General features: G+C 64.0%; 20 protein-coding genes and 1 pseudogene. 10 read left to right on the forward strand and 11 right to left on the reverse strand.

Features of this window, described 5'->3' with window-relative positions; all coding sequences use genetic code 11:
- The first annotated feature begins 3 nt into the window (after window positions 1-3).
- Window positions 4-555 carry a dihydrofolate reductase family protein gene (locus ABIB00_RS05125; protein WP_354103611.1) on the forward strand — a complete coding sequence of 184 codons (552 nt, stop codon included), beginning with the start codon at window positions 4-6 and terminating at the stop codon, window positions 553-555.
- An 11-nt stretch (window positions 556-566) separates the two neighbouring features.
- Here ABIB00_RS05125 and ABIB00_RS05130 read toward each other — a convergent pair whose 3' ends face one another.
- Entirely contained in the window at window positions 567-1,019 is a 453-nt protein-coding gene (locus ABIB00_RS05130; RefSeq protein ID WP_354103612.1) for a DoxX family protein, read from the reverse strand.
- A gap of 220 nt (window positions 1,020-1,239) precedes the next feature.
- Window positions 1,240-3,549, reverse strand: coding sequence for an NADP-dependent malic enzyme (locus ABIB00_RS05135; RefSeq protein ID WP_247346419.1), 2,310 nt, complete (start codon window positions 3,547-3,549; stop codon window positions 1,240-1,242).
- 244 nt (window positions 3,550-3,793) lie between these two features.
- Here ABIB00_RS05135 and ABIB00_RS05140 point away from each other — a divergent pair, with 244 nt between their 5' ends.
- On the forward strand, window positions 3,794-5,761 hold the full coding sequence (locus ABIB00_RS05140) for an aq_1923 C-terminal domain (protein ID WP_354103613.1): 1,968 nt from the start codon (window positions 3,794-3,796) through the stop codon (window positions 5,759-5,761).
- 43 nt (window positions 5,762-5,804) lie between these two features.
- On the opposite strand, the gene aspS is transcribed toward ABIB00_RS05140, so the two are convergent.
- Window positions 5,805-7,643: an aspartate--tRNA ligase gene (aspS, locus tag ABIB00_RS05145; protein WP_354103614.1), complete on the reverse strand. Its 1,839-nt coding sequence runs from the start codon at window positions 7,641-7,643 to the stop codon at window positions 5,805-5,807.
- A gap of 196 nt (window positions 7,644-7,839) precedes the next feature.
- Here aspS and ABIB00_RS05150 point away from each other — a divergent pair, with 196 nt between their 5' ends.
- The 3 genes and pseudogenes from ABIB00_RS05150 (at window position 7,840) to rnd (ending at window position 10,995) form a co-directional block, all read left to right on the forward strand.
- Window positions 7,840-9,312, forward strand: a complete 1,473-nt coding sequence (locus ABIB00_RS05150; RefSeq protein WP_354103615.1) for a protein adenylyltransferase SelO — start codon at window positions 7,840-7,842, stop codon at window positions 9,310-9,312.
- A gap of 56 nt (window positions 9,313-9,368) precedes the next feature.
- Window positions 9,369-9,477: pseudogene (locus ABIB00_RS39055) on the forward strand (LysR family transcriptional regulator); the annotation flags it as partial.
- A 366-nt stretch (window positions 9,478-9,843) separates the two neighbouring features.
- Window positions 9,844-10,995 (forward strand): ribonuclease D, encoded by a 1,152-nt coding sequence (gene rnd, locus ABIB00_RS05155; protein ID WP_247346408.1) that lies wholly within the window; start codon window positions 9,844-9,846, stop codon window positions 10,993-10,995.
- 229 nt (window positions 10,996-11,224) lie between these two features.
- On the opposite strand, the gene ABIB00_RS05160 is transcribed toward rnd, so the two are convergent.
- From ABIB00_RS05160 to ABIB00_RS05180, 5 genes are all read right to left on the reverse strand, one after another.
- The gene (locus tag ABIB00_RS05160; RefSeq protein ID WP_247346405.1) at window positions 11,225-12,607 is read right to left on the reverse strand and encodes an aspartate aminotransferase family protein; all 1,383 of its coding nucleotides are present in this window, start codon (window positions 12,605-12,607) and stop codon (window positions 11,225-11,227) included.
- Between the two features lie 171 nt (window positions 12,608-12,778).
- The gene (locus tag ABIB00_RS05165) at window positions 12,779-12,949 is read right to left on the reverse strand and encodes a hypothetical protein (RefSeq protein ID WP_247346393.1); all 171 of its coding nucleotides are present in this window, start codon (window positions 12,947-12,949) and stop codon (window positions 12,779-12,781) included.
- 30 nt (window positions 12,950-12,979) lie between these two features.
- A complete protein-coding gene (locus ABIB00_RS05170; protein WP_354103616.1) occupies window positions 12,980-13,543 on the reverse strand; it encodes an isochorismatase family protein in 564 nt (187 codons plus the stop codon).
- Window positions 13,544-13,568: 25 nt separating this feature from the next.
- Window positions 13,569-14,189 carry a GNAT family N-acetyltransferase gene (locus tag ABIB00_RS05175; RefSeq protein WP_247443457.1) on the reverse strand — a complete coding sequence of 207 codons (621 nt, stop codon included), beginning with the start codon at window positions 14,187-14,189 and terminating at the stop codon, window positions 13,569-13,571.
- The gene (locus ABIB00_RS05180) at window positions 14,176-14,787 is read right to left on the reverse strand and encodes a hypothetical protein (protein WP_354103617.1); all 612 of its coding nucleotides are present in this window, start codon (window positions 14,785-14,787) and stop codon (window positions 14,176-14,178) included. Before ABIB00_RS05180 ends, ABIB00_RS05175 begins: the two co-directional genes overlap by 14 nt.
- A gap of 77 nt (window positions 14,788-14,864) precedes the next feature.
- Between ABIB00_RS05180 and ABIB00_RS05185 the strand changes: the two genes are divergently transcribed.
- Window positions 14,865-15,905 (forward strand): LysR family transcriptional regulator, encoded by a 1,041-nt coding sequence (locus ABIB00_RS05185; RefSeq protein WP_354053011.1) that lies wholly within the window; start codon window positions 14,865-14,867, stop codon window positions 15,903-15,905.
- Window positions 15,906-15,984: 79 nt separating this feature from the next.
- Here ABIB00_RS05185 and ABIB00_RS05190 read toward each other — a convergent pair whose 3' ends face one another.
- On the reverse strand, window positions 15,985-17,142 hold the full coding sequence (locus ABIB00_RS05190; RefSeq protein WP_354103618.1) for an autotransporter outer membrane beta-barrel domain-containing protein: 1,158 nt from the start codon (window positions 17,140-17,142) through the stop codon (window positions 15,985-15,987).
- 378 nt (window positions 17,143-17,520) lie between these two features.
- Between ABIB00_RS05190 and ABIB00_RS05195 the strand changes: the two genes are divergently transcribed.
- On the forward strand, window positions 17,521-17,727 hold the full coding sequence (locus ABIB00_RS05195) for a cold-shock protein (RefSeq protein ID WP_148752975.1): 207 nt from the start codon (window positions 17,521-17,523) through the stop codon (window positions 17,725-17,727).
- An 87-nt stretch (window positions 17,728-17,814) separates the two neighbouring features.
- Here the strand turns inward: ABIB00_RS05195 and purN are convergent, their stop codons facing one another.
- Both purN and purM read right to left on the reverse strand, forming a co-directional pair.
- The gene (purN, locus tag ABIB00_RS05200; RefSeq protein ID WP_354103619.1) at window positions 17,815-18,468 is read right to left on the reverse strand and encodes a phosphoribosylglycinamide formyltransferase; all 654 of its coding nucleotides are present in this window, start codon (window positions 18,466-18,468) and stop codon (window positions 17,815-17,817) included.
- Window positions 18,468-19,541: a phosphoribosylformylglycinamidine cyclo-ligase gene (gene purM / locus ABIB00_RS05205; RefSeq protein ID WP_354103620.1), complete on the reverse strand. Its 1,074-nt coding sequence runs from the start codon at window positions 19,539-19,541 to the stop codon at window positions 18,468-18,470. Before purM ends, purN begins: the two co-directional genes overlap by 1 nt.
- Before the next feature lie 155 nt (window positions 19,542-19,696).
- Here purM and ABIB00_RS05210 point away from each other — a divergent pair, with 155 nt between their 5' ends.
- The 3 genes from ABIB00_RS05210 (at window position 19,697) to ABIB00_RS05220 (ending at window position 23,363) form a co-directional block, all read left to right on the forward strand.
- A complete protein-coding gene (locus ABIB00_RS05210) occupies window positions 19,697-20,239 on the forward strand; it encodes a CDP-alcohol phosphatidyltransferase family protein (RefSeq protein ID WP_354103621.1) in 543 nt (180 codons plus the stop codon).
- A 125-nt stretch (window positions 20,240-20,364) separates the two neighbouring features.
- Complete coding sequence (locus tag ABIB00_RS05215) at window positions 20,365-21,042, forward strand: P-loop NTPase family protein (RefSeq protein ID WP_354103622.1); 678 nt, start codon at window positions 20,365-20,367, stop codon at window positions 21,040-21,042.
- Between the two features lie 128 nt (window positions 21,043-21,170).
- Complete coding sequence (locus tag ABIB00_RS05220) at window positions 21,171-23,363, forward strand: RNA degradosome polyphosphate kinase (protein ID WP_354103857.1); 2,193 nt, start codon at window positions 21,171-21,173, stop codon at window positions 23,361-23,363.
- Window positions 23,364-23,369 lie beyond the last annotated feature (6 nt).

The following is a 23,369-nucleotide window of genomic DNA, read 5'->3' on the forward strand; positions in this document are numbered from 1 at the left end:
CAATTGTCTTTCCGCTTCGAAGGCTACGTCATCGTCTCCGCGGACGGCATGCTCGCCGATCCGGTGCACGTCATGCCAGACAGCCTGAAGTTCGAAGGCGACAAGCTGTTCTTCGAACAGGCGCTCGATCGCGCCGCGCTGGTCGTGCACGGCCGGCACTCCCACGAGCAGCAGCCGAATTCACCCAAGCGCAAGCGCCTGATCCTGACCCGCAAGATCAAGGCTCTGACCGTCGATCCCGAGATGCCGAACGCGACATTGTGGAATCCGGATCATGCGCGCTTCGAGGAGGCCTGCGCCTTCGCCGATGTCGCCTCCGGCACCATCGCGATCATCGGCGGCCCCGTCGTGTTCGACATGTTCATGGACCGCTACGACACGTTCTGGCTGTCGGAAGCCCCCCATCTGCGGCTGCCCGGCGGCGAAGGCTGTTTTGTGGATGTACCGGCGCGGACGCCGCACGAGGTGCTTGCGTCACACGGGATGAAGCCGGGCACGCCGTATCTGCTCGATGCGGCGCATGACGTGACCGTCACGCCGTGGCGTAGGACGTAGGTGGTTTAGCCTCACACGTCCCCGTAGGCCGCCTCGGCCGGACGCGTGGCGCGGCCGTAGCCCATGATCATGAACAGCGCGCCGATGATCGAGAGGTTCTTGAGCGCGTCGACCAGCATCTTGGCGTTCTCGGGCGCCGCCTGGTTCCAGAAGTCGTAGAACAGGAAGGTCGCGACCGCGACATAGATGATCATCAGCATCGCGAAGAAGCGCGCGCCGAAATTCAGCGCGATCATCACCCCCGCGATGATCTCGAGCACGCCCACCGCGATCGCCAGCAGTTGCGGCGTGGACATGGCCGTCGCCGTCTCGATCTGCTTGGCGTAAGGCGCGATCATCTCGGGCACCACGACCTTGGCGGTGATGAAATCAACCGTCGCCTGCATGGCAAACAGTCTTGCCGCGCCCGTGTAGATGAACAGCACGGCGAACAGGATTCGCCCGAAAGTCACGAACGCTGGCATGATCGGCCTCTTGGCTCAGGCTTTCTGAAATCGCAACCTTGACGAAAGCACCGAGCGATTATGAAGAGTCATTCGCCGGTTTACAAACGGGGAAATCGCTAACTGCAAGTAATTCAAAAATAGCCCCGCGCACGAACTTCCCCTCATCCGGCGCTTCGCGCCACCTTCTCCCACAACAAGGGGAGAAGGGATTGCACCTCCGGCGGCGCTTCAGTTCGCCTTAGGTAAACAACGTCGGCTGCTGCCGGGCCGCGCGCTCCTGCGCTTCGACCACGGCCACCGCGGTCATGTTGAGGATGCCACGTGCCGTCACCGACGGGGTGAGGATGTGGGCCGGGCGCGCCGGGCCGATCAGGATCGGGCCGACGGGGAGCGCGTCCGCCAGCGACTTGATCATCTGATAGGCGACGTTGGCGGTGTCGAGGCTCGGCATCATCATGATGTTGGCCTCACCCTCGAGCTTGGAGTGCGGCAGCACCATTTTTCGCGCCGCGGCTGAGAGGGCGGTGTCGCCCTGCATCTCGCCGTCGGCCTCGATCTCCGGATGCTTCTCCTTCAGGAGCTGGGTTGCCCGGCGCATCTTGCGCGAGGAGTCCGTGTCGTAGCTGCCGAAATCCGAATGCGAGACAAAGGCGATCTTCGGCTTGATGTTGAAGCGCTGGACGTGAACCGCCGCGAGCGAAGCGATCTCGGCGAGCTCCTCGGCGCTCGGATTGGGCCGCACCTGGGTGTCGGCGATGAAGAAGGCGCCCTTGCTCGTGATCAGCAGCGCCAGCGCCGCATAGTCGCTGATCCCCGGGCAGAACCCGACGATCTCGCGGACATGGCGCAGATGGCTCATGTAGCGGCCCTCGACTCCACAGAGCATGGCGTCGGCCTCTCCGCGCACCACCGCGAGCGCGGCGATGACAGTGTTGTTGGTGCGCACCACCGTCCGCGCCGCATCCGGCGTGACGCCGCAGCGGCCGGCGACCTCGACATAGGACTGCACGTAGGAGCGGTAGCGCGGATCGTCCTCGGGATTGATGAGGTCGAAGTCCTTGCCGGCCTTGATCGAGAGGCCGAAGCGCTTGATGCGCGCCTCGACCACCGACGGACGTCCGACCAGGATCGGCGTCGCCAGTTTCTCTTCCAGCACCACTTGCGTGGCGCGCAGCACGCGCTCGTCCTCGCCTTCGGCGTAGATCACGCGCACCGGCTGGGTCTTGGCCTTGGCGAACATCGGCTTCATGACGAGGCCGGAGCGGAAGGCGAAGCGCTCGAGCAGCGCGGTGTATTCGTCGAAATTCGTGATGGGCCGGGTCGCAACGCCCGATTCTATCGCCGCTTTCGCCACCGCCGGCGCGATGCGCAGGATCAATCGGGGATCAAACGGACTCGGGATCAGCGAGCCCGGTCCGAAACCCTGCGTTTCGCCGGTGTCAAAGCCTTGCGCGACCGCATCGGACGGCGCCTCGCGCGCGAGCTGTGCGATGGCCTCCACGGCGGCGTGCTTCATCTCCTCGTTGATCGCGGTGGCGCCGACGTCGAGCGCGCCGCGGAAGATGAAGGGAAAGCACAGGACGTTGTTGACCTGGTTCGGATAGTCCGAGCGCCCGGTGCAGATCATGGCGTCAGGGCGGGCCTTGCGCGCCTCTTCCGGCATGATCTCCGGCGTCGGGTTCGCGAGCGCCATGATCAGGGGCTTGTCGCCCATCACCTTGGCCATCTCGGGCTTGAGCACGCCCGGTGCCGACAGGCCGATGAAGATGTCGGCGCCGCCGATCACGTCGGCCAGCGTGCGCTTGTCGGTCTTCTGCGCATAGACCGCCTTCCAGCGGTCCATCGTGGTGTTGCGGCCCTCGTGCACGAGGCCGTCGATGTCGCAGACCCAGATGTTCTTGCGCTGCGCGCCCATCGACACCAGCAGGTTCAGCGTCGCGATCGCTGCGGCCCCTGCCCCCGACGCCACGATCTTGACGTCGGACAGCTTCTTGCCGTTCAGCCTGAGACCATTGGTGATGGCGGCGGCAACGATGATCGCGGTGCCGTGCTGGTCGTCATGGAAGACCGGGATCTTCATGCGCTCCTTGAGCTGCGCCTCGATCTCGAAGCACTCCGGTCCGCGGATGTCCTCGAGATTGATGCCGCCGAAGGTCGGCTCGAGCGCGGCCACGGTCTCGACAACGCGATCGATAGTGTCGGCGGCGATCTCGATGTCGAACACGTCGATGCCGGCGAATTTCTTGAACAGGACCGCCTTGCCCTCCATCACCGGCTTCGAGGCCAGCGGGCCGATATTGCCGAGACCAAGCACGGCGGTGCCGTTCGAGACCACGGCGACCAGATTGGAGCGGATCGTCAGCGTCGCCGCTTCCGCCGGGTTCTTGGCGATCTCCATGCAGGCGGCGGCGACGCCTGGAGAATAGGCAAGCGCGAGGTCGCGCTGGTTCGCGAGCGGCTTGCTCGCCTGGATCTCGAGCTTTCCGGGGCGCGGCAGACGGTGATAGGCCAGCGCCGCCTGGTGGAGATCATCGGAATAAGACGACATGCGGTGTCTCGCCTCGCGTTACCGGCCTCAAACTACGTTGTCCTGACCGGCCCGCCTTCCGGTGGTATTTCCGGGTCATGGAAACGGGATGAAGCACGGCGGGCGCCCCGGTGGCAACATCCGATTGCGGCCCCATCAACAGGGCGCGCGGTCAAATATCTGATAGCGCTAGCTTTCCCTAGACCGCGCGTTGCTTCGCGAATATGGCAGGTGCGTAGTGCAACGCGAGCAACTGGGGCTGGGAATGAAGCGAATCCTGATCGGCCTGATCGTTGTGGCCGTGGTGGCCGCGGGCGGATGGTTCGGCTTCAGCCTCTACGCAAAACATCGCGTCACCGCCGAGATCGAGGCGGTCTTCGAGCAGATCCGCTCCGGCGGCGGCAAGGCGAGCCACGGCAAGGTGGCGTTCGAGCTCACGAGCCGGACGTTGACTATCGAGGATATCGCGGTTGAGCCTGCCAAGCAGCCGCAGGCTCATGTCAAGATCGCCGCCATCAAGGGCGTGGGCATCCGCCAGGTCGAGGAGACGCGCTTCGCCGCGGACAGTATCGATATCTCGGGCTTCGAAGTCACGCTGGACGAGGTCGGCCCGGGGAAGCTGAAAGTCTCCTACAAGGTCCCGCAGTTGACCATGCGGGATTACGTCGGTCCCATTCATGCTCAGAACGCGCCGACGTCAGGCTCCCTGATCGACATGTACCGTTTCGTGCTCGATCAATACGCAAACGTGACGGCTTCTTCCGTCATAGCGCCGACCCTCGCAGTCGCCTTCGATGCGGGCAAAAGCACCGGAGGCAGTGGCGAGGTCGCCTATTCGGGTCTCGCGATCCAGAAGCTCGGCCAAGGCAAGATCGCCGCGATCAAGGCGGAGCGCGCCCGTTTCACGATCAACGTGTCGCAGCCGGGCAAGGCGGACAAGCTGACCGGCGAGTTGTCCGACATCATCATCAATGATTTCGATTCTACCGCGATCGCCGCCGCGCTCGATCCGCTGAAGGCCAACGACGACAGCTATCATCGTGTCTACGGAAAGATATCCAGCGGCACTTATGTCGTGACGTCGACGCTCGGCATCCGGATGCAGGTCGATGGGGTCGCCATCACCGACATGGCGGTGCAACCATCGAAATTCCGGCCGGCCGAGATCCTGGCGCTGCTGCCGACGGACAGCTCGGTCCCGCCGACGCCGGCGCAATCGCGCGAGATGCTGGAAAAGCTTGCCGGTTTCTATGAAGGCCTTCGCGTCGGCAAGATCGAGATCGGCACCATGTCGATGACGACCCCGCAAGGGACGCCCCGGCTCAGGGCCATCAGATACCAGGAGGGCGAGTTCGCGCTCGAAGGTCTCGATGCGCCGACGCCGCAAGGGCAAATCAAGATGGAGCGCTTCGCACTCAAATCCCTCAGCATCGCGAACCTTATGCGCTGGGCGGCGAGCCTCAGCCATCCCGGACAGCCCCCCTCGCCGGATCAGATGCTGGGCCTGTTCCGGGTGCTCGCGGGCGCGGAGATCAAGGGTGTGTCGGCGCCTTACAAAAACACCAAGAAGCTGGTCACGATCGACACGCTCAGCCTGGACTGGGGACAGATGATCGGCTCTATCCCGAGCAAGGTACATGCGGTCGCCAAGATGGTCATGCCCACCGATCCATCCGACCCGAAGCAGATCACATTGATGCTCAGCGGGATCGACAAGCTCGCGATCGACCTCGATCTCGGCGCGGCGTGGACAGAACAGTCCAACAGCTTCGTTCTGACGCCCGCGACCCTCGACATCGGGATCGCAAAAGTGCAATTGCGTATCGCGCTCAGCAACGTACCACGCGAAGTGTTTTCGACCGATCCCGCCCAACTGATGGGTCAAGCGGCCCGGATTGAGGCTGTCGCGTTCGAGTTCTCAGTGCGCGACAATGGTTTCGTCGATTCCGCGGTGACGCAGAATGCACGGGGGCGAAATGTCAGCCGCGACGCCGCGCGCCAGACACTCGTCGACAGCGTCAAAGCCTACCGAGCAGATATCGCCGCCGCCAATCCGGAGGCAGGCACGGCGGTGGATGCGGTCGCAAGCTTCATCGAAACGCCGGGCCAGACGCTCGTCATCAAAGTCACGCCGCGCGCGAAGGTGCCGCTGATGCAATTGATGCAGCTCTTCAATGCCGACCCGGAGCGCACGCTGGCGCAGTTCAATATCGAGGCGTCGACGGGGCTGTAGGGAAACGAGGCGCAGCTCTCTCGGCGTCATTGCGGAGACAGCCTCACTTCTGCGGCAGGCTCACCTTCACATGCAGATCGCGGAGCTGCTTGGTGCTGGCGTCCGACGGCGCGCCCATCAGCAAATCCATGGCCTGCTGGTTCATCGGGAACAGCGAGATCTCGCGCAGATTGTTGGTGCCGCACAAGAGCATCACGATGCGGTCAACGCCCGCGGCCATGCCGCCATGCGGCGGCGCGCCGTACTGGAAAGCGCGGTACATGCCGCCGAAGCGATCGACCACTTCCTGCTCGCCATAGCCGGCGATCTCGAACGCCTTCACCATGGCTTCCGGTACGTGGTTGCGGATGCCGCCCGAGGCAATCTCGTACCCGTTGCAGGTGATGTCGTACTGGAACGCCTTGATGGTCAGCGGATCCTGCGACTTCAACGTTTCCAAGCCGCCCTGCGGCATCGAGAACGGGTTGTGCGAGAAGTCGACCTTCTTGTCCTCCTCGTTGTACTCGTACATCGGGAAGTCGACGATCCAGGCCAGTTCGAACCGCTCCTTGTCGGTGAGGTTCAATTCCTCGCCGACCTTGTTGCGGGCCAACCCTGAAAACTTCCAGAACTTGTCGGGATCGCCGGCGACGAAGAAGGCGGCATCGCCTTCCTTCACGCCGATCTGCGCGCGGATCGCTTCCGTTCGTTCCGGTCCAATATTGTTTGCAAGCGGGCCCGCACCAACTGTGGTTTTCTCCGGAGAGCCGCTGAGCACCAGCGAACCGCTGAGAGTGCCCTCGCCCGGCTTACTGGTCTCCTCGCGCCACATGATGTAGCCGAGGCCGGGCTGGCCTTCGCCCTGCGCCCACGAGTTCATGCGGTCGCAGAAGGCGCGGCTGCCGCCACCCGGCGCCGGGATCGCCCAGACCTGGTTCTTGGGGTCTTCGAGCATGCGCGCAAAGACCTTGAAGCCGGAGCCGCGGAAGTGTTCGGAGACATCCTGCATCTCGATGGGGTTGCGCAGGTCCGGCTTGTCGCTGCCGTATTTGCGCAGCGCCTCGGCGAACGGAATCTGGCGCCAGTTCTTGCTCACCGGCTTGCCCTTGGCGAACTCCTCGAACACGCCGGTGATGACAGGCTCCATCGCCGCGAAGACGTCTTCCTGCGTGACAAAGCTCATCTCGACATCGAGCTGGTAGAACTCGCCCGGCAGCCGGTCGGCGCGCGGGTCCTCGTCGCGGAAACAGGGCGCGATCTGGAAGTAGCGGTCGAAGCCCGACATCATCAAGAGCTGCTTGTACTGCTGCGGCGCCTGCGGCAGCGCGTAGAATTTTCCCGGATGGATGCGCGAGGGCACCAGGAAGTCGCGCGCGCCTTCCGGCGAGGACGCGGTCAGGATCGGGGTGTTGAACTCGAAGAAGCCTTGCCCCTCCATGCGCCGACGCATCGACTTGATGATTTCGACGCGCGTCATGATGTTCTGGTGCAGCTTCTCGCGGCGCAAATCGAGGAAGCGGTACTTCAGGCGAATGTCCTCGGGGTATTCCTGCTCGCCGAACACCGGCAGCGGCAGGTCGCCGGCCGGGCCCAGAATTTCGATCTCGTTGACATAGATCTCGATCTTGCCGGTCGGCAAATCGTCATTGTCGGTTCCTTCGGGGCGGCGGCGGGCTTTGCCGTCCATCCGTACCACGAATTCCGAGCGCAGCTTTTCAGCTTGCGAGAACGCCGGCGAGTCCGGGTCGACCACGCATTGGGTCAGGCCGTAATGGTCGCGCAGGTCGATGAACAGCACGCCGCCATGGTCGCGAACGCGATGGACCCAGCCTGAAAGGCGGACCGTCTCGCCGATGTTGTTCTCGCGGAGCGCGCCGCATGTATGTGACCGGTAGCGATGCATGGTCGTCCCAAAATCAATGTCGGAGGATCGAATCGGACCTGCCGAAAACGGCCGGTCCAAAGTTGCGGCAGGGTTTACCCGACGAGGCCCAAGGCGGCAACCAAGGGAACGCCCTGTTTTCGCCTGGAAGTGCCCATTTCTGGTCAATCTGGGCTCAAGCCTTTGCCATCAGGCGTTCCACGCCTATCTTGAGGCCATGACGGTTCATTTCCCCTTCCAGAACTCCTATTCGGCGCTGCCGGACAGCTTCTTCGCCCGCGTCGCGCCGACCCCCGTGGCCGCGCCCCGGCTGATCAAGCTGAACCGGCCGCTGGCGCTCCAGCTCGGACTCGACCCTGATGTCTTGGAGACGCCGGAGGGCGCCGAGATCCTGGCCGGCAAGACGGTTCCCGCAGGCGCCGATCCCATCGCCATGGCCTATGCCGGCCACCAGTTCGGGCAATTCGTCCCACAGCTCGGCGACGGCCGGGCGGTCCTGCTCGGCGAGGTCATCGACAACGACGGCATCCGCCGCGACGTCCAGCTCAAGGGCTCGGGCCCCACCCCGTTTTCCCGCCGCGGCGATGGCCGCGCCGCGCTCGGGCCGGTGCTGCGCGAATACATCGTCAGCGAGGCGATGTTCGCGCTGGGCATTCCGACCACCCGCTCGCTCGCCGCCGTCGTCACCGGCGAGCACGTCATTCGCGAGACCGCGCTGCCCGGCGCGGTGCTGACCCGCGTGGCCTCGAGCCACATCCGCGTCGGCACCTTCCAGTTCTTTGCCGTCCGCCGCGACGCCGACGCGATCCGCCAGCTCGCCGACCACGTCCTCGCCAGGCACTATCCGGAGCTGCTTGGCGTCGATAGGCCCTACCACGCACTGCTCGCCGGTGTCGTCGCGCGCCAGGCCGACCTCGTCGCGCGCTGGCTGCTGGTTGGCTTCATCCACGGCGTGATGAACACCGACAACAGCTCCGTCTCCGGCGAGACCATCGATTACGGTCCGTGCGCCTTCATGGACGCCTATAATCCCGCGCAGGTGTTTTCCTCGATCGACGAGATGGGCCGCTATGCCTATGCCAACCAGCCGCGCATCGCGTTGTGGAATCTGACCCGACTGGCCGAATGCCTGTTGCCACTGTTTGGTGAAGAGCAGGAAAAGGCGATCGAGCAGGCGCAGGAGATCCTTGGCGCATTTCCGGACACCTTCAGCAAAGCCTATCAGGCAGGCCTGCGCCGGAAGATCGGGCTATTCACCGAGCGCGACGGCGACGAGGCGCTGATCCAGGACCTGCTGGATGCGATGGCGAAGAACCAGGCTGATTTCACCCTCACCTTCCGCAAGCTGGGCGACGCCGCAGGCAGTCTCGTTGCGGATGCCGCGCGCGCACAGTTCACGGACCCCACAGCCTTCGACGAGTGGGCCAGGCGCTGGCACGAGCGCACGGCTCTGGAGCCGCAGTCTGCAACCGAGCGGCAAGCCGCCATGCACGCCGTCAACCCGATGTTCATTCCCCGCAACCACCGCGTCGAAGCCGTGATCCAGGCGGCGGTGAATGATGACTACGCGCCGTTCGAGGAATTGGTGAAGGTGCTGGCCAAGCCCTACGAGGACCAGCCCGAGTACGCGGCCTACGCCGATCCGCCGCTGCCGGACCAACGGGTGTTGCAGACGTTCTGCGGGACGTGAGGACGTTCAATTCGTAGGGTGGATCAGATTAGCCGAAGGCGTAACCTATGATGCGGGGGCGTGTCCGGCCGTGGCTGTTTCCAAACAGACCGGCCTCTACGCGAGATCATGCCTTCAGGCAGGCTGAGGCTCGACGATCTCGAGCCGATCGCCGATGCCGCCGCGGTCGTGACGTGATCGTGGGCCTCAAGTCCCGTTAACCCCGCGTCCACCATCCGGCCCGGCCCGCCGCCGGTAACCACGAGAATTAACAGACCCTCAATTCGCCCCGGACAAGTTTAGCAATGTTTCCGAGGGGTTTTGCCATGGATCTGTTGGTTTTCGAGTTCCTGGGACTGGCGCTGGTCGCCATGTGCGTGGTCGTGGTGGCACTGCCTTGCGCCCGAAAACCCTCGCGGCGGGTCCGCTACGAATAGGATTATCGTCGGAAAATGCGATTCCGGCCCAAATGCAAGGCTCGAATTCGCTTAGAGCCCCTTGACATCACAGCGCTTTCGGCAGAACGGCTGATGGACTTGTCATGGGCCGTTCATGGATTTGATTACCACCACCGCTGACCTTGCGGCTGCCTGCAGCCGGCTGGCCAAGCACCCCGTCATAACAGTCGATACCGAGTTCCTGCGCGAGACCACCTATTACCCGCTGCTGTGCGTGGTGCAGATGGCCAGCGCCGAGGAAGCGATCGTCATCGACACCCTGGCCGAGGGCATCGACCTCAAGCCGTTCTTCGAGCTGATGGCCAACGAGGGCGTGCTGAAGGTGTTCCACGCCGCCCGCCAGGACATCGAGATCATCTGGCACCAGGCCAACATCATTCCGCACCCGGTGTTCGACACCCAGGTCGCGGCCATGGTGCTCGGCTACGGCGACAGCATCGCCTACGACGCGCTGGTCGAGAAGGTCGCCGGCCACCGGCCCGACAAGACCCACCGCTTTACCGACTGGTCGCGCCGGCCGCTGACCAAGGAGCAGATGCATTACGCCGTGTCCGACGTCACGCATCTGCGTGACGTGTTCGCCGCGCTCGATGCCGATCTGAAGAAGCGCCGCCGCAGCGAGTGGGTCTCCATCGAGATGGAGGTCCTGACCTCGCCGAAGACCTACGACTTCCACCCCGAACGCGCCTGGGAACGGCTCAAGACGCGGGTGCGCAAGCCCAAGGACCTTGCGGTCCTGATGGAGGTCGCCGCCTGGCGCGAGCAGGAGGCGCAGAGCCGCGACGTGCCGCGCGGCCGCGTGCTGCGCGACGAGGCCGTCAGCGACATCGCGACCCACGCGCCGAACACGATCGAAAAGCTCGCAAACTTGCGCTCCGTGCCGAAGGGTTTCGAGAAATCAAAATGGGGCGCGGACATCGTCGCCGCGGTCGAGCGCGGGCTGGCGCGGGATCCCGCCACGCTGCCGAAGCTGGAGAAGCCGCGCAACAATAACAATGGCGCCGCGATCGTGGAGCTATTGAAGGTGCTGCTGCGGATGACCGCGGAGCGCCATGCGGTCGCCAGCAAGGTGATTGCGACCGTCGACGATCTCGAGGAGATCGCGGCCAGCGACGAGGCCGACGTGCCGGCGCTACGCGGCTGGCGCCGCGAACTGTTCGGCGAAGCCGCACTGAAACTGAAGCGCGGCGAGCTGGCGCTGGCGGTCGAGAAAGGCCGCGTGATCGGGGTTCAGCGGGCGGAATAGGCAAGTCGCTAACTGCCAACGCGAAAACAGTGTTGCACCGTCATCCTGAGGTGCGAGGCGCGCGGTGCGAAGCATCGCACGGGGAGCCTCGAAGGATGCACGGCCCCGCTGCCGCAGTCGGGCCGTCGCCCTTCGAGGCTCGCCAAAGGGGCGAGCGCCTCCAGCGACAACGGCTTCGCCGTTGCGCGGGGGTGACGGTGTTAGACCGAACGCCGTACGAAGCGAGAGCCTACGCCGGCGTCAGTTTCGCCACTTCCGGCTTCATGTCATCCAGCACGCCTGAGATCGCCGCGATCAGCTCGTCGATCTGGGCCTTGGTGACGATCAGCGGCGGACAGATGGCGATGGCGTCCAGCATGTTGCGCGAAATCACGCCGCGCTCCTGCAGCATGCGGCTGGCCATGCCGCCAACGGCGCCGGGCGTCGCCGCTGCGGTCTTGCGCCCCTTGTCCAGTACCAATTCGATCGCAGCGATCATGCCGACGCCGCGAACCTCGCCGACCAGCGGATGGCTGGTGAGCTCGCGCAGCTTGGCTTGCATGTAGCCGCCGAGCTCGGCGGCATGTGCGACCAGGCCACGCTCCTCGATGATCTTCAAATTCTCCAGCGCAATCGCCGAGCCGACCGGATGACCGCCCGCGGTAAAGCCGTGGCCAAGCACGCCGATCTTGTTGCTCTCGTCCGCGATCGGCTCGAACATGCGCTCGTTCAGGAGGATCGCCGACAGCGGGAAATAGCTCGAGGTGATCTGCTTGGAGACCACGATCGCGTCAGGCTTGATACCATAGGTCTCGCAGCCGAACATCTTCCCGGTGCGGCCAAAACCGCAGATCACCTCGTCGGCGACCAGCAGGATGTCGTACTTGTTCAAAACCTTCTGGATCTTGTCCCAATAGGTCGCCGGCGGCACGATGACGCCGCCCGCCCCCATCACCGGCTCGCCGAAGAAGGCCGCGATCGTGTCCGGGCCTTCCTTCTGGATCAGCGCATCGAGCTCCTCGGCCCGCCGTGTCGCGAAGGCCTCCTCGCTCTCGCCGGGCGCGCCGTCCTTGTAGAAATGCGGCGAGCCCGTGTGCAGGATATTCGGCAGCGGCAGGTCGAATGAGCGGTGGTTGTTCGGCAGGCCGGTCAGGCTGGCGGACGCGATAGTGACGCCGTGATAGGCGCGCATCCGGCTTATCACCTTCTTGCGCTGCGGCTGGCCGAGCGCGTTGGAGCGATAGGCGATCAGCTTCAGGACGGTGTCGTTCGCCTCCGAGCCGGAATTGGTGAAGAACACCTTGCTCATGGGCACCGGCGCGAGCGCCACCAGCTTCTCGGCGAGATCGATCGAGGGCCCGTGCGATTTGGCGGAGAACGTATGGTAGAACGGCAGCGCCAGCATCTGCTTGTGCGCGGCCTCGACCAGCCGCTTCTCGTTGAAGCCGAGCCCGACGCTCCACAGGCCTGCCATCGCCTCGAAATAGCGCTTGCCCGACGCGTCGAACACGTAAGGACCCTCGCCGCGTTCGATCACCAGGGGACCGGCCTGCTGATGGGCGCGCGCGTTGGTGTAGGAATGGAGCTGGTAGGCCACATCCCGGGCCTCTTGCGAATTGGGCAGCATGGACATTTGCGAGAATCCTTGAAAGCGTCACGTCGCCGGCGCGGCCAGCGTCATCACTCGATGATCCAGTCACTTGGCTATTGCGGCAACGCAAAACTTGCAACGCCAATTCGTCGGCGGCAAGCGCTCAGCAGCGTTGCACAAAGCCGCACATCGGGCAGCTGCACGGGGCAGCGCTCACGCCGCGCCGTCGTCATTCCCATCGCCATCGGCGGCAGTGGCTTCCCGCACTTCCACCAGCGCCATCGACAGCAGATATACCGTCGTGGACAAACCAAGACGGCGCGCCGCCTCGGCGGCATGCGACAGGTCGCTTGCCAGCTCCTTGAGCTGATCTCCCCGTGACAATGTCCCACTCCATCCGCCGATCGCGGCCGTCTACACCGCAACGGCGCCGCTGGCTCTGATCAGTTCGGCGCTGGACTGGATTGTAGCAAAATTCCCGATCACATTCACTACCGCATGCTTGTAGGCGGCGGCGTCGCCAGTTCCCGGCTGGCGGCAGGCCACCGCATCGGCGGCCACCTGGTAGCGATGGCTGCGATGAAACCCGTCGACAGCGGTGGCCAGGATGGTTTCGTCCAGGGAAAAGCCTGCGAGCACGCAACGCACATTGCGGATATTGGACATGTAGTCCACGAACCGCGACGAACTGTAGGCCGACGGCAGCGGGTGCTCGAACGTCATTTCTCCCGGCCGCGGCTTCGCGTCCACGATCCAATCGGTCAGCCTGGATGCCGGATTGAACCAGGCTGCCTGAGCGATGCGCTTCAAATGCATCACCGGCCAGAGATTGTCGCGCCACAGCGTCAGCAGTTCCAGGCAACGCGCCGTCGCAACCTCGCCGTCGAGGATGACGTGGCGACGTCCAGGGGTCAGATATTCGACCTGGAGATCCGCGCAGACCAGGATTGGCGGATCGTCGGTGATGGAAGCTAGCATGATCTTGTGCGCAGCTGCACTGGTTTCAACGGCCAGCGAGCGCGACGTCCCGCAGCGGCGACGTCACGGCTCGTCCTGCCGAGGCGTCGAGCACGCCCGGCCGGTCCCAATCGCCCTCGGGACGGATGATCACATAGGGATCGCTGTCCAGTGTAATCGCGTCCGGACCCGGTTCGATCTCCAGCAGCATTTCCGTGTAGGAGAAGTCGGAGAAGGTAACCTTGCGATTGTGGCCGAGCGGCTTGGCGCCGAAATGGGCCCAGAAATCGACCAGACGGTCCTGCGCCTGGCCGTAGATCTTGCGAAAGCCCTTGCGCTTCACATAGTCGACGCTCGCCTGTACCAACTTGAACGAGACGCGCGAGCGCCGATATTGATGCCGCACCGCAAGCCGTTCCACCTTGGCGAAATCGCCGAAGAACCGCACCCGCAGACAGCCGGCAGGCTCGTTGCCGACATAGCCGATGAAATGCGCGGCGACCATGTCGTTGCCGTCGAACTCCTCATCGAACGGGCAATCCTGCTCGGCGAGATAGACGGCTGAGCGGATCGAGGTGACCAGCATGAGATCGCTGAGGTCGCGTGCGAGGCGAATGGTGATGGCGCGGGAGTCGGGCTTCGCGAGAGGAATCCTAGTACCGTGCATCTGCAAAACTCCTTGCTTGGATGACCGCGCCGGGCATGCGCATGGGTTGTCGATGCCAGGGGCGCTCGTAGCACCAGAGGTCGGGTTGGAAGCTCGGAACAGGCTCGAAGCCGGTCGCCTTCATGATGTCGCGTCCGGCCACGGTTGACGGCTGCGCATAGCAATCCGCGTTACGAAACCTTAGCTGTCTTAGATGAGCCGCGGCCTTGCCGAGACCGGCGACGCCGCGCCCTGTCGCCGCGATCGCCCAGATGTAGATGGCAGAAACGTCCTCCTTCGCAGAAGCGAGATGGCGCGTTTCCGGCGCGGTGAGACAGATCTCGTCGAGCAGCAGCGCATCGTGGCCGCGTTCGTTCAGAAACAGGAAGGCCATGCCGCCGACGAGGTTGCCCTTCCGGCTGAAAGTCAGGATGCTCTCGGGATCGAAGGTGAAGTATCTTGCAAGCTCAGCCGTCCCGATCCGAACGCCCGGCACCAGCCGGTGCGCCATCTGCGAAAGCGCGGCAATTTCGGAAAATTGGGCGCAACGGACGTCGACATCCGGACTGAGCGGCAGCGCGTCGAAATCATGCCTTGCGGCAAACGAGCCCCTTTCCATACCTATGTCACCCCTTTATCGTCCGCGGCTTTCGTGCCCCGCTATCGCGAAGAGCTTAGCGGCTGGGGATCAGGAGTATGCAGCAGTTATTGCACCGGGGTGCTGCTATGATGCAGCACCGTGAAGAAGCCCTGGATGCGTCCTGGGACGATTTGAAATTATTTTTAGCTTGCGCAAAATATAAAAGCTTTCGCAACGCCGCTGAGGAGCTCGGGCTCACCTCCACGACCCTCATGCGCAGGATCGACCGGCTCGAAGAGAGCATCGACTGCAAGCTGTTCCTGCGCGACCAGAGCGGGCTCACGCTCAGCGACGAAGGCAGCGCCATGATCGCCGACGTGGCGCTGATGGAGCGTCATGCCTTCAACGTCCTCCGGCGTGCCTCGCGATCGTCGAACGATATGTCAGGCACCGTGCGCGTCGCGGTGACGGAAGGCCCCGGCAATTTCTGGATCCTGCCGCGACTGATCGACTTCCAGAAGACCTATCGCAAGATCACCGTCGACCTGCGCTGCGCGATGGAGCAGGCCGACGTCGCGCGGCTGGAATCCGATATCGCGATCCAGCTCGAGCCGCCGACCAATCCGGATCTGATCGTCGCCAAGCTCGGCCGTCTGCACATCTATCCGTTCGTCTCCAAGGAGTACGAAAACCTCTACGGCGTCCCGGCGGGCCTGGCCGAGCTGAAGAACCACCGCATCATCAAGCAGAACGCGCCGCAGGTCGATGACGGCGCCTACGCCCGCGTGCTCGGACTGAAGTCGCTCGAGGGCATCGTCGGGATCAAGACCAACTCGTCGGTCGGCGTGCTCTATGCAGTGGAGCGCGGCGCCGGCATCGGGTTCCTGCCGACGGTCTCGATCGCGCTCGGCGCCCCGCTCGTTGCCGTCGATCTCGGCGTCAGCCACCACGCCGATCTCTGGCTCACCTATCACAAGGAGTTCCGCACCTCCGAGCGCCACAAGATCGTGGTCGACTGGCTGAAGAAAATCTTCGATCCCAAGATGCATCCCTGTTTCCGCGACGAGTTCATCCACCCGAACGCGCTGGTGCCGATGATGACGGCCGCGCGCGAAGGCTTTGGATTGACGGGATATATCGCGGCAACGCCGACCTGAAGCTTGGGCATGACCTTTTCAAACAACCGCTCCGCACTTTTCCGGATCATGCTCTGGGCGGATGCAGGCAGGCTTCGCCTCACCACCGATATTCGACGCCGAGCGTGCCCTGGTGCGACGTCAGCTCGTTGCGGAACTTGCCGTCGTAATTGATGTAGAGCCGCGCAGTGTTGGTCAAGCTGAGCGAGGCCGAGGCGCCGGCATCCATGCCGTAGCGGCTCTCGCCGATGCCGGGCACGACAATGCTCTGGGTCCCGAGGCTCACCTGCACCGATCCCAGGTTCTGATAAAAATTGTCGACGAACTTGCCGTAGGCGGACAGGTCCAGGATCTTCTGCTCGAAGATGAAGTAGCGCCCGATCTCGGCCCCGATCATGACGCGCGCGCGTGAGAGCGCCGTCGAGCCGACATTGAGGGGATCGAGGCCGTCGGCCTCCTGGAACGCGGCGCTGGTGGCGCGGACATATTCCAGCGCCCCCTTGGGCACGATGCGCATCTGGTCCTGAGTCCAGTAGTAGCTGATCTCGGTCAGCGCGCCGTCGATTGCGGCGCCATAACCCGCGGTCGCAAAACCCAGGCCGGTATCCCGGCCGGAACGGACCTTGCCGAAACCGTGCACCACCGCGAAAGCCCAGGTCCATGGGCCCTTGTCGACGGAGCCGTTGAAGCCGAGCTGCGTCAGGTCCAGTGTCGCGGACTGAAGCGCGAGCGGCACGTCGATGTCGGTGTCGCTCTGGTCGACGGAGAAGCCGATATTGACGCCCGGCGCGAGCCGCGCGCCAAAGCCCGCGACACCGCCAACCGTCTTGCGCTTGTCGCCGACGAAATCGCCCTGTGCATCGGTCCGGACCGAGATGCCGTAGCCCTCGAACCAGGCGCGGTAGCGCGGATCCTCCGTGGCCGTCGACGCGCCGCCGCCGCCCGGATTGGTCCGAAACGCCCGGTTGACGCCGCCAGATGCCTGGTTGCCGAGCCGCTCCAGGAAATTCGAGCCGAGATCGAGCGCGCTGTTGCCGGCCGACTGGTCGTAATTGGTCGAGGTCGGCATAGGAACCGGAGTCGGTGACGGCAATGGGGTTGGGGTCGGCGTGGGCGTCGGACTTTGCGCCAAGCCGGGCGTCGCGGCCGACATCATCACGACGAACGTACAGGCCATGGCGATCGCCGTCGCAATCCGGCGGAAGCGATCCAGTCCGATCGTCTGCCGTGTCCCGGAGAGCTGCGAGGTGCAGCACATGACGACCTTCCCGAAGCGAGTGGCGGAGCGCTGGAATGCAACACAAGCTGCGGCGCGTGCGGCGATTTGTTCCGAACTGTCACGGAGGGTCAACGGGTTGGCACGCTATGGCCGAGGCTATTGCCCGGGATTGTGGTTCCACGGCCACAGGTCGCAAATTGCAATCCTGTTCGCCCGGCCCTGGCTTGAAATTCGCGCACGGCTTGCTAACGCGCGATTTTCATGTTGCAATATCGGACACAATCGGAATTGGCGCTCGGCTGTGCGTTTCGCGACATTGAGATTCAAGACTCGAACAGACTTCCGGAAGCCCGTTTGTGGCGTGGCACGCGAAAAAAGCGGCCGCGTCTTTTTTGTATCTAGCGGAGGAGACTGAGGATGCCGCAAAAGGGCACCGTCAAATGGTTCAACCCGACCAAGGGCTATGGGTTCATCAAGCCGAACGGCAGCGACAAGGACGTGTTCGTCCATATCTCCGCCGTCGAGCGTGCGGGACTTTCCACCCTCAACGAAAACCAAGCGGTTGAATACGACCTCGTGGAGAACCGCGGCAAAGCATCCGCGGAGAACCTCAAGGTTTCCTGATTTCTCTCGATTTTGCGCGAGAGATCATGACGTTGCCCCCGGCTCCGCCGGGGGTTTTTATTTATGACGACGAAACGCGACAGCGCTTCAATTCGCCACCGGCGCAATCAAAAAATTCTCCGACGGCCCGCCGCCCGCCGTCTTGCAGACGTCACCCTCGATCCGGATCTTGCCGGCCGCGAGCAGCCGTAGCGCCTCAGGATAGATGCGGTGCTCGATCTCGAGGATGCGCTCCGACAGCGTGGCCCCGGTATCGTGGTCGCTCACAGGCACCGCGCCCTGCATCACGATGGGACCGGCGTCGGTCTCGGGGATCACGAAGTGCACCGTCGCGCCAGACAGCTTGACGCCGGCGCGCAAGGCCTGGCCGTGCGGGTCGAGACCGGGGAAAGACGGCAGCAGCGAGGGATGGATGTTGAGCATCCGCCCGTACCAGGCCTTGGTGAATTCCGCCGTGAACAGGCGCATGAAGCCGCCGAGACAGATCAGCTCGATGCCATGCTGATCGAGCGCTGTCTGCAGTACCGTCTCGAAGCCGGCGCGGTTCTTGCCGAACGGCTTGCTTTCGATCACCAGCGTCTTCACGCCGCGCGCTTTGGCCGTTTCCAGCCCCAGCGCATCGGCCTTGTTCGAGATGACCAGGGAAATCTCCGCCGGAAAATCCGGTGCGGCCGCGCCCTTGATCAGCGCGGCCATGTTGGAGCCGCGCCCCGATATCAGGATGGCGACGCGGCGCTTCATCACAGCGCCAGGTCGAGGTGGCCGTTATAGACGACGCGGTGCTCGCCTTCGGCTGGGATCACGGTGCCGAGCTGTGCCACGGTCTCACCGGCCTCAGCGAAGACCTGCATGATCTCGTTCACCTTGTCCGGCTCGACAATCGCGATCATGCCGATCCCGCAATTGAAGGTCCGCAGCATTTCGAGCTCGGCGATGCCGGCTTGAGCTGCCAGCCATTTGAACACCGGCAGCACCGGAAGGCGCGCCAGGTCGATACCGACGCCGAGATGGTTCGGCAGCACGCGCGGAATGTTGTCCGTGAAGCCGCCGCCGGTGATATGGGCAAGCCCCTTCACCGCACCGGTCTCGCGGATCGCGCGCAGGCAGGATTTGACGTAGAGCCGCGTCGGCGTCAGCAACGCGCCGCCGAGCGTCATGACGGGCGAGAACGGCGCCTGCGCCTCGAAGCCGAGGCCGGATTGTTCCACAATTTTGCGCACCAGCGAGAAACCGTTGGAGTGCACGCCCGACGAGGCGAGCCCGATCACGGCATCGCCGGCGGCGATGTCCTTGCGCGGCAACAGCGTGCCACGCTCCGCGGCGCCGACGGCAAAGCCGCCGAGATCGTAATCGCCGTCCTTGTAGAGGCCGGGCATCTCGGCCGTCTCGCCGCCGATCAGGGCGCAACCGGATTCGCGGCAGCCTTCGGCGACACCGGCGACGATCGAGGCGGTCGCCTCCGGATCGAGCTTGCCGCAGGCAAAATAATCCAGGAAGAACAGCGGCTCGGCGCCCTGCACCACAAGGTCATTGACGCTCATGGCGACAAGGTCGATGCCGATCCCGCCATGCAGGCCGGTCTCGATCGCGATCTTGACCTTGGTGCCGACGCCGTCGGTCGCGGCCACCAGGATGGGGTCTTTGAAGCCGGCCGCCTTGAGGTCGAACAGGCCGCCGAATCCGCCGATTTCGGCGTCGGCGCCGGGCCGAGCGGTGGCGCGCACCATCGGCTTGATCAGGTCGACCAGGCGGTTGCCCGCGTCGATATCGACGCCTGAATCGGCGTAAGTGAGGCCGTTTTTGCGGTCGGTCATGCCCGATTTCCAGTGGGTTTGCGGCTGGTTACGTCGAATTCCGGGGACGCGCAATGGCTCGCATGGCGCGCCTTCGTATACTATGTAGAGATATCAACCGGTTCAGCCTCTAAGGGCCGGATTCGAGGTCAGACCGGGTGCCGGGAAGCGCTTTCGTGAGTATTCCGAATATCATTACCCTGGGCCGCATCATGCTGGTCCCGATCATCGTCTGGGCCATCGTGTCGAGCCAAATGGAGGTGGCGTTCGCCGTCTTCCTGATCGCGGGTATCAGCGATGCGGTCGACGGCTTCCTTGCCAAGCGCTTCAACATGACGAGCGAGCTCGGCGCCTTGCTCGACCCGCTCGCCGACAAGGCGCTGCTGGTCTCGATCTACATGGCCCTGGGCATCTGGGGTGCGATTCCGCGCTGGATCGTCATCCTGGTGGTCTCGCGCGACATCATGATCGTCGCCGCCGTGATCGTTTCGTGGCTGTTCGACCGCCCTGTCGAGATGAAGCCCTCGAGGGTATCCAAGCTCAACACTGTGGCCCAGGTGGCATTCGCGGCGCTGGTGCTGGCCGCCCTCGCCTTCGGCTTCAAGCCCGGTCCTTATGATATAATCCTGATGGGCCTCGTCACGGCCTTCACGCTCTCCTCGGTGTCGCTCTATCTCGTCGAGTGGTTGCGGCACATGAGTACGATCGAAGCCAAGTAGTACTTATCAAGTAGCACTATCGAGGCCAAATGAGTTGGGATGCGGCCCCGCAAAAGGCCAACTCCGCTCGATTAAGTCGCATCTCCTCAAACGAAGCCGGCACGCCGGCACGGAGCAAAGCAAGCGTGCCAGGCCGCGTTCATCCCCGACAATTGGCGTTTTCGCTTCCGCATGCGGAGAGCCTGAGCCGGGACAATTTCCTCGAAGGCCCCGCCAACGCCGCCGGTGTTGCCCTCATCGACGCCTGGCCGGAATGGCCGAACCGGATCATGTGGCTGGCCGGCCCGGAAGGGAGCGGCAAGAGCCATCTCGCCGCGATCTGGTCCGAGGCTTCGGGCGCCCGTTCGACCACCGCCAATGCGCTGACCGCCGAAGCCGTCCCGGGTGCGCTCGTCACCGGCGCGCTGGTGGTCGAGGATCCCAAGGTCAGGGAATTTGACGAGCGCGCCTTGTTCCATCTGATGAACCTGGCCCGCGAGGACGACGCCTACGTCCTCTTCACCGGGCGCCAGATGCCGGCATCGCTCGAGATCGAGCTGCCCGACCTGCGCTCGCGGCTGCGCGCCGTGCCTGTCATCGCGCTGCTGCCGCCTGACGACCAGCTCTTCCGCGGCCTGATCGTCAAATTCTGCGCCGACCGCCAGCTCGCCGTGGACGAGAGCGTGGTCAGCTACCTCGCTACCCGCCTGGAGCGGTCCTCGGCCGCCGCCCGGCAGGCCGTGGAGCTGCTGGACAGCGAGGCCCTGCGCCTCGGCCGTCCCGTCACCCGGGCCCTGGCCGCCGAGCTCTTGCGGGATGTCTGACCAAGGCGGCTTGACGCGGCCCGGCAGCGGAACATCAATGTCATCGAAACGTCATCGCTCTAACACAAGCTCCCGACGGTTTTGCGCATAAGTCGCAAATTTGGGCGAACTGGATGGATCGATTTCTGATGGACTCTGCGCAAGCTGTTGAAGTTAAAGAAAAAGCTCCGGAAGCCGAGGGCCATCCGGCGATCGCATCGAGCCCCGAGCGGTTCATCAATCGCGAGCTCTCCTGGCTGCACTTCAACCGCCGCGTCCTGGAGGAATCGGTCAATGCCAGCCACCCCATGCTGGAGCGGGTGCGATTCCTGTCGATTTCAGCGAATAATCTCGACGAGTTCTTCATGGTCCGCGTCGCCGGCATCAAGGCCCAGGTGCGCGAGGGCATTGCCGAACGCAGCCCCGATGGCCTGACGCCGTCCGAGCAGCTCGCGCTTATCAACCGGACCGTCTCGCAACTGGCCTCCGACCAGCAGGCGATCTGGCGCGACCTGCGCGGCACGTTGGCCAACGAGGGCATCGTTCTGGTCGAGGGCAAGGAGGTCACCAAGGCGGAGCGAACCTGGGTCGAGGACTACTTCCTCAGCAACGTGTTTCCGCTGCTGACACCGCTCGCGATCGACCCGGCCCACCCCTTCCCGTTCATTCCGAGCCTCGGCTTCACCATCGCGCTCCAACTCACGCGCGCCGCCGACGGCAAGCAGATGAACGCGCTGATCCGCATGCCCGGCAAGATCGACCGCTTCATCCGCCTGCCGGCTGACGGCAAGGTCGTCCGGCTGATCTCGCTGGAGCAGGCCACCGCGCTGTTCATCAACCGCCTGTTCCCCGGCTACAATCTTCAAGGCCAGGGCGCTTTCCGCATCATCCGCGACTCCGAGCTCGAGATCGAGGAAGAGGCCGAGGATCTCGTCCGCCTATTCGAGACCGCGCTGAAGCGCCGCCGCCGCGGGTCGGTGATCCGGCTCGAGATCGACGCCAAGATGCCGGAGCAGCTGCGCAGCTTCGTGCAGCATGCGCTATCGGCCGCCGACGACGAGGTGTTGCTGGTCGACGGCGTACTGGCCATGAACGAGCTCTCGCAGCTCACCCGCCTCGACCGGCCCGATCTCGAATTCACCCCTTACGTCCCGCGCCATCCCGAGCGCGTGCGCGAGCACGGCGGCGACATCTTCGCGGCGATCCGGCAGAAGGACCTCGTCGTCCATCATCCCTACGAATCCTTCGACGTGGTGGTGCAGTTTCTCCAGCAGGCGACGCGCGACCCCGACGTCGTCGCCATCAAGCAGACGCTCTACCGCACCTCCAGCAACTCGCCGATCGTGCGCGCGCTTGTGGAAGCCGCCGAAGCCGGCAAATCCGTCACCGCGCTGATCGAGCTGAAGGCGCGCTTCGACGAAGAGGCCAACATCCGCTGGGCGCGCGATCTCGAACGCGCCGGCGTCCAGGTCGTCTATGGCTTCCTCGAACTGAAGACGCACGCGAAGCTGTCGATGGTGGTGCGCCGCGAGGGCGGCAGCCTGACAACCTACGTCCACACCGGCACCGGCAATTACCACCCGGTGACCGCGCGCATCTACACCGACCTCTCCTACTTCACCTCGGAGCCGACCATCGGCCGCGACGCTGCGCGCGTGTTCAACTTTATCACCGGCTATGCGGCGCCGAGCGATCTGGAAAAGATGGCGGTGTCGCCGCTGACCTTGCGCAAGCGCATCATCGAGCACATCCAGGGCGAGACCGCGCATGCGCGGCACGGCCGGCCCGGCGCGGTCTGGATGAAGATGAACGCGTTGGTCGACCCCGACATCATCGACGCACTCTACGAGGCCTCACAGGCGGGCGTGCAGGTCGAGCTCGTGGTGCGCGGCATCTGTTGCCTGCGGCCCGGCATCCCCGGCCTGTCGGAGAACATCCGCGTCAAGTCGATCATCGGACGCTTCCTGGAACACGGCCGAATCTACTGCTTCGGCATGGGCCAGGGCCTGCCGAGCGCGAAAGCGGCTGTGTATATCTCCTCGGCCGACATGATGCCGCGCAACCTCGACCGCCGCGTCGAGGTGCTGTGTCCGCTGCAAAATCCCACGGTGCATCAGCAGGTTCTCGAACAGATCATGGTCGCGAATCTCAAGGACAACGAGCAGAGCTGGCAATTGTTGCCGGACGGGTCCTCAACGCGTATGAAGACCGCGAAGGGCGAGGAGCCTTTCAACGCTCACAACTACTTCATGACAAATCCGAGTCTGTCTGGCCGTGGTAAGTCGCTCAAGGAATCCTCGCCGCGCCGCCTCACGCGCCGTAATGAACGTCATCAATCCTGATCCGGG

It is taken from the genome of Bradyrhizobium sp. LB14.3 (genome assembly GCF_040547985.1).
Taxonomy (GTDB): Bacteria; Pseudomonadota; Alphaproteobacteria; order Rhizobiales; family Xanthobacteraceae; genus Bradyrhizobium.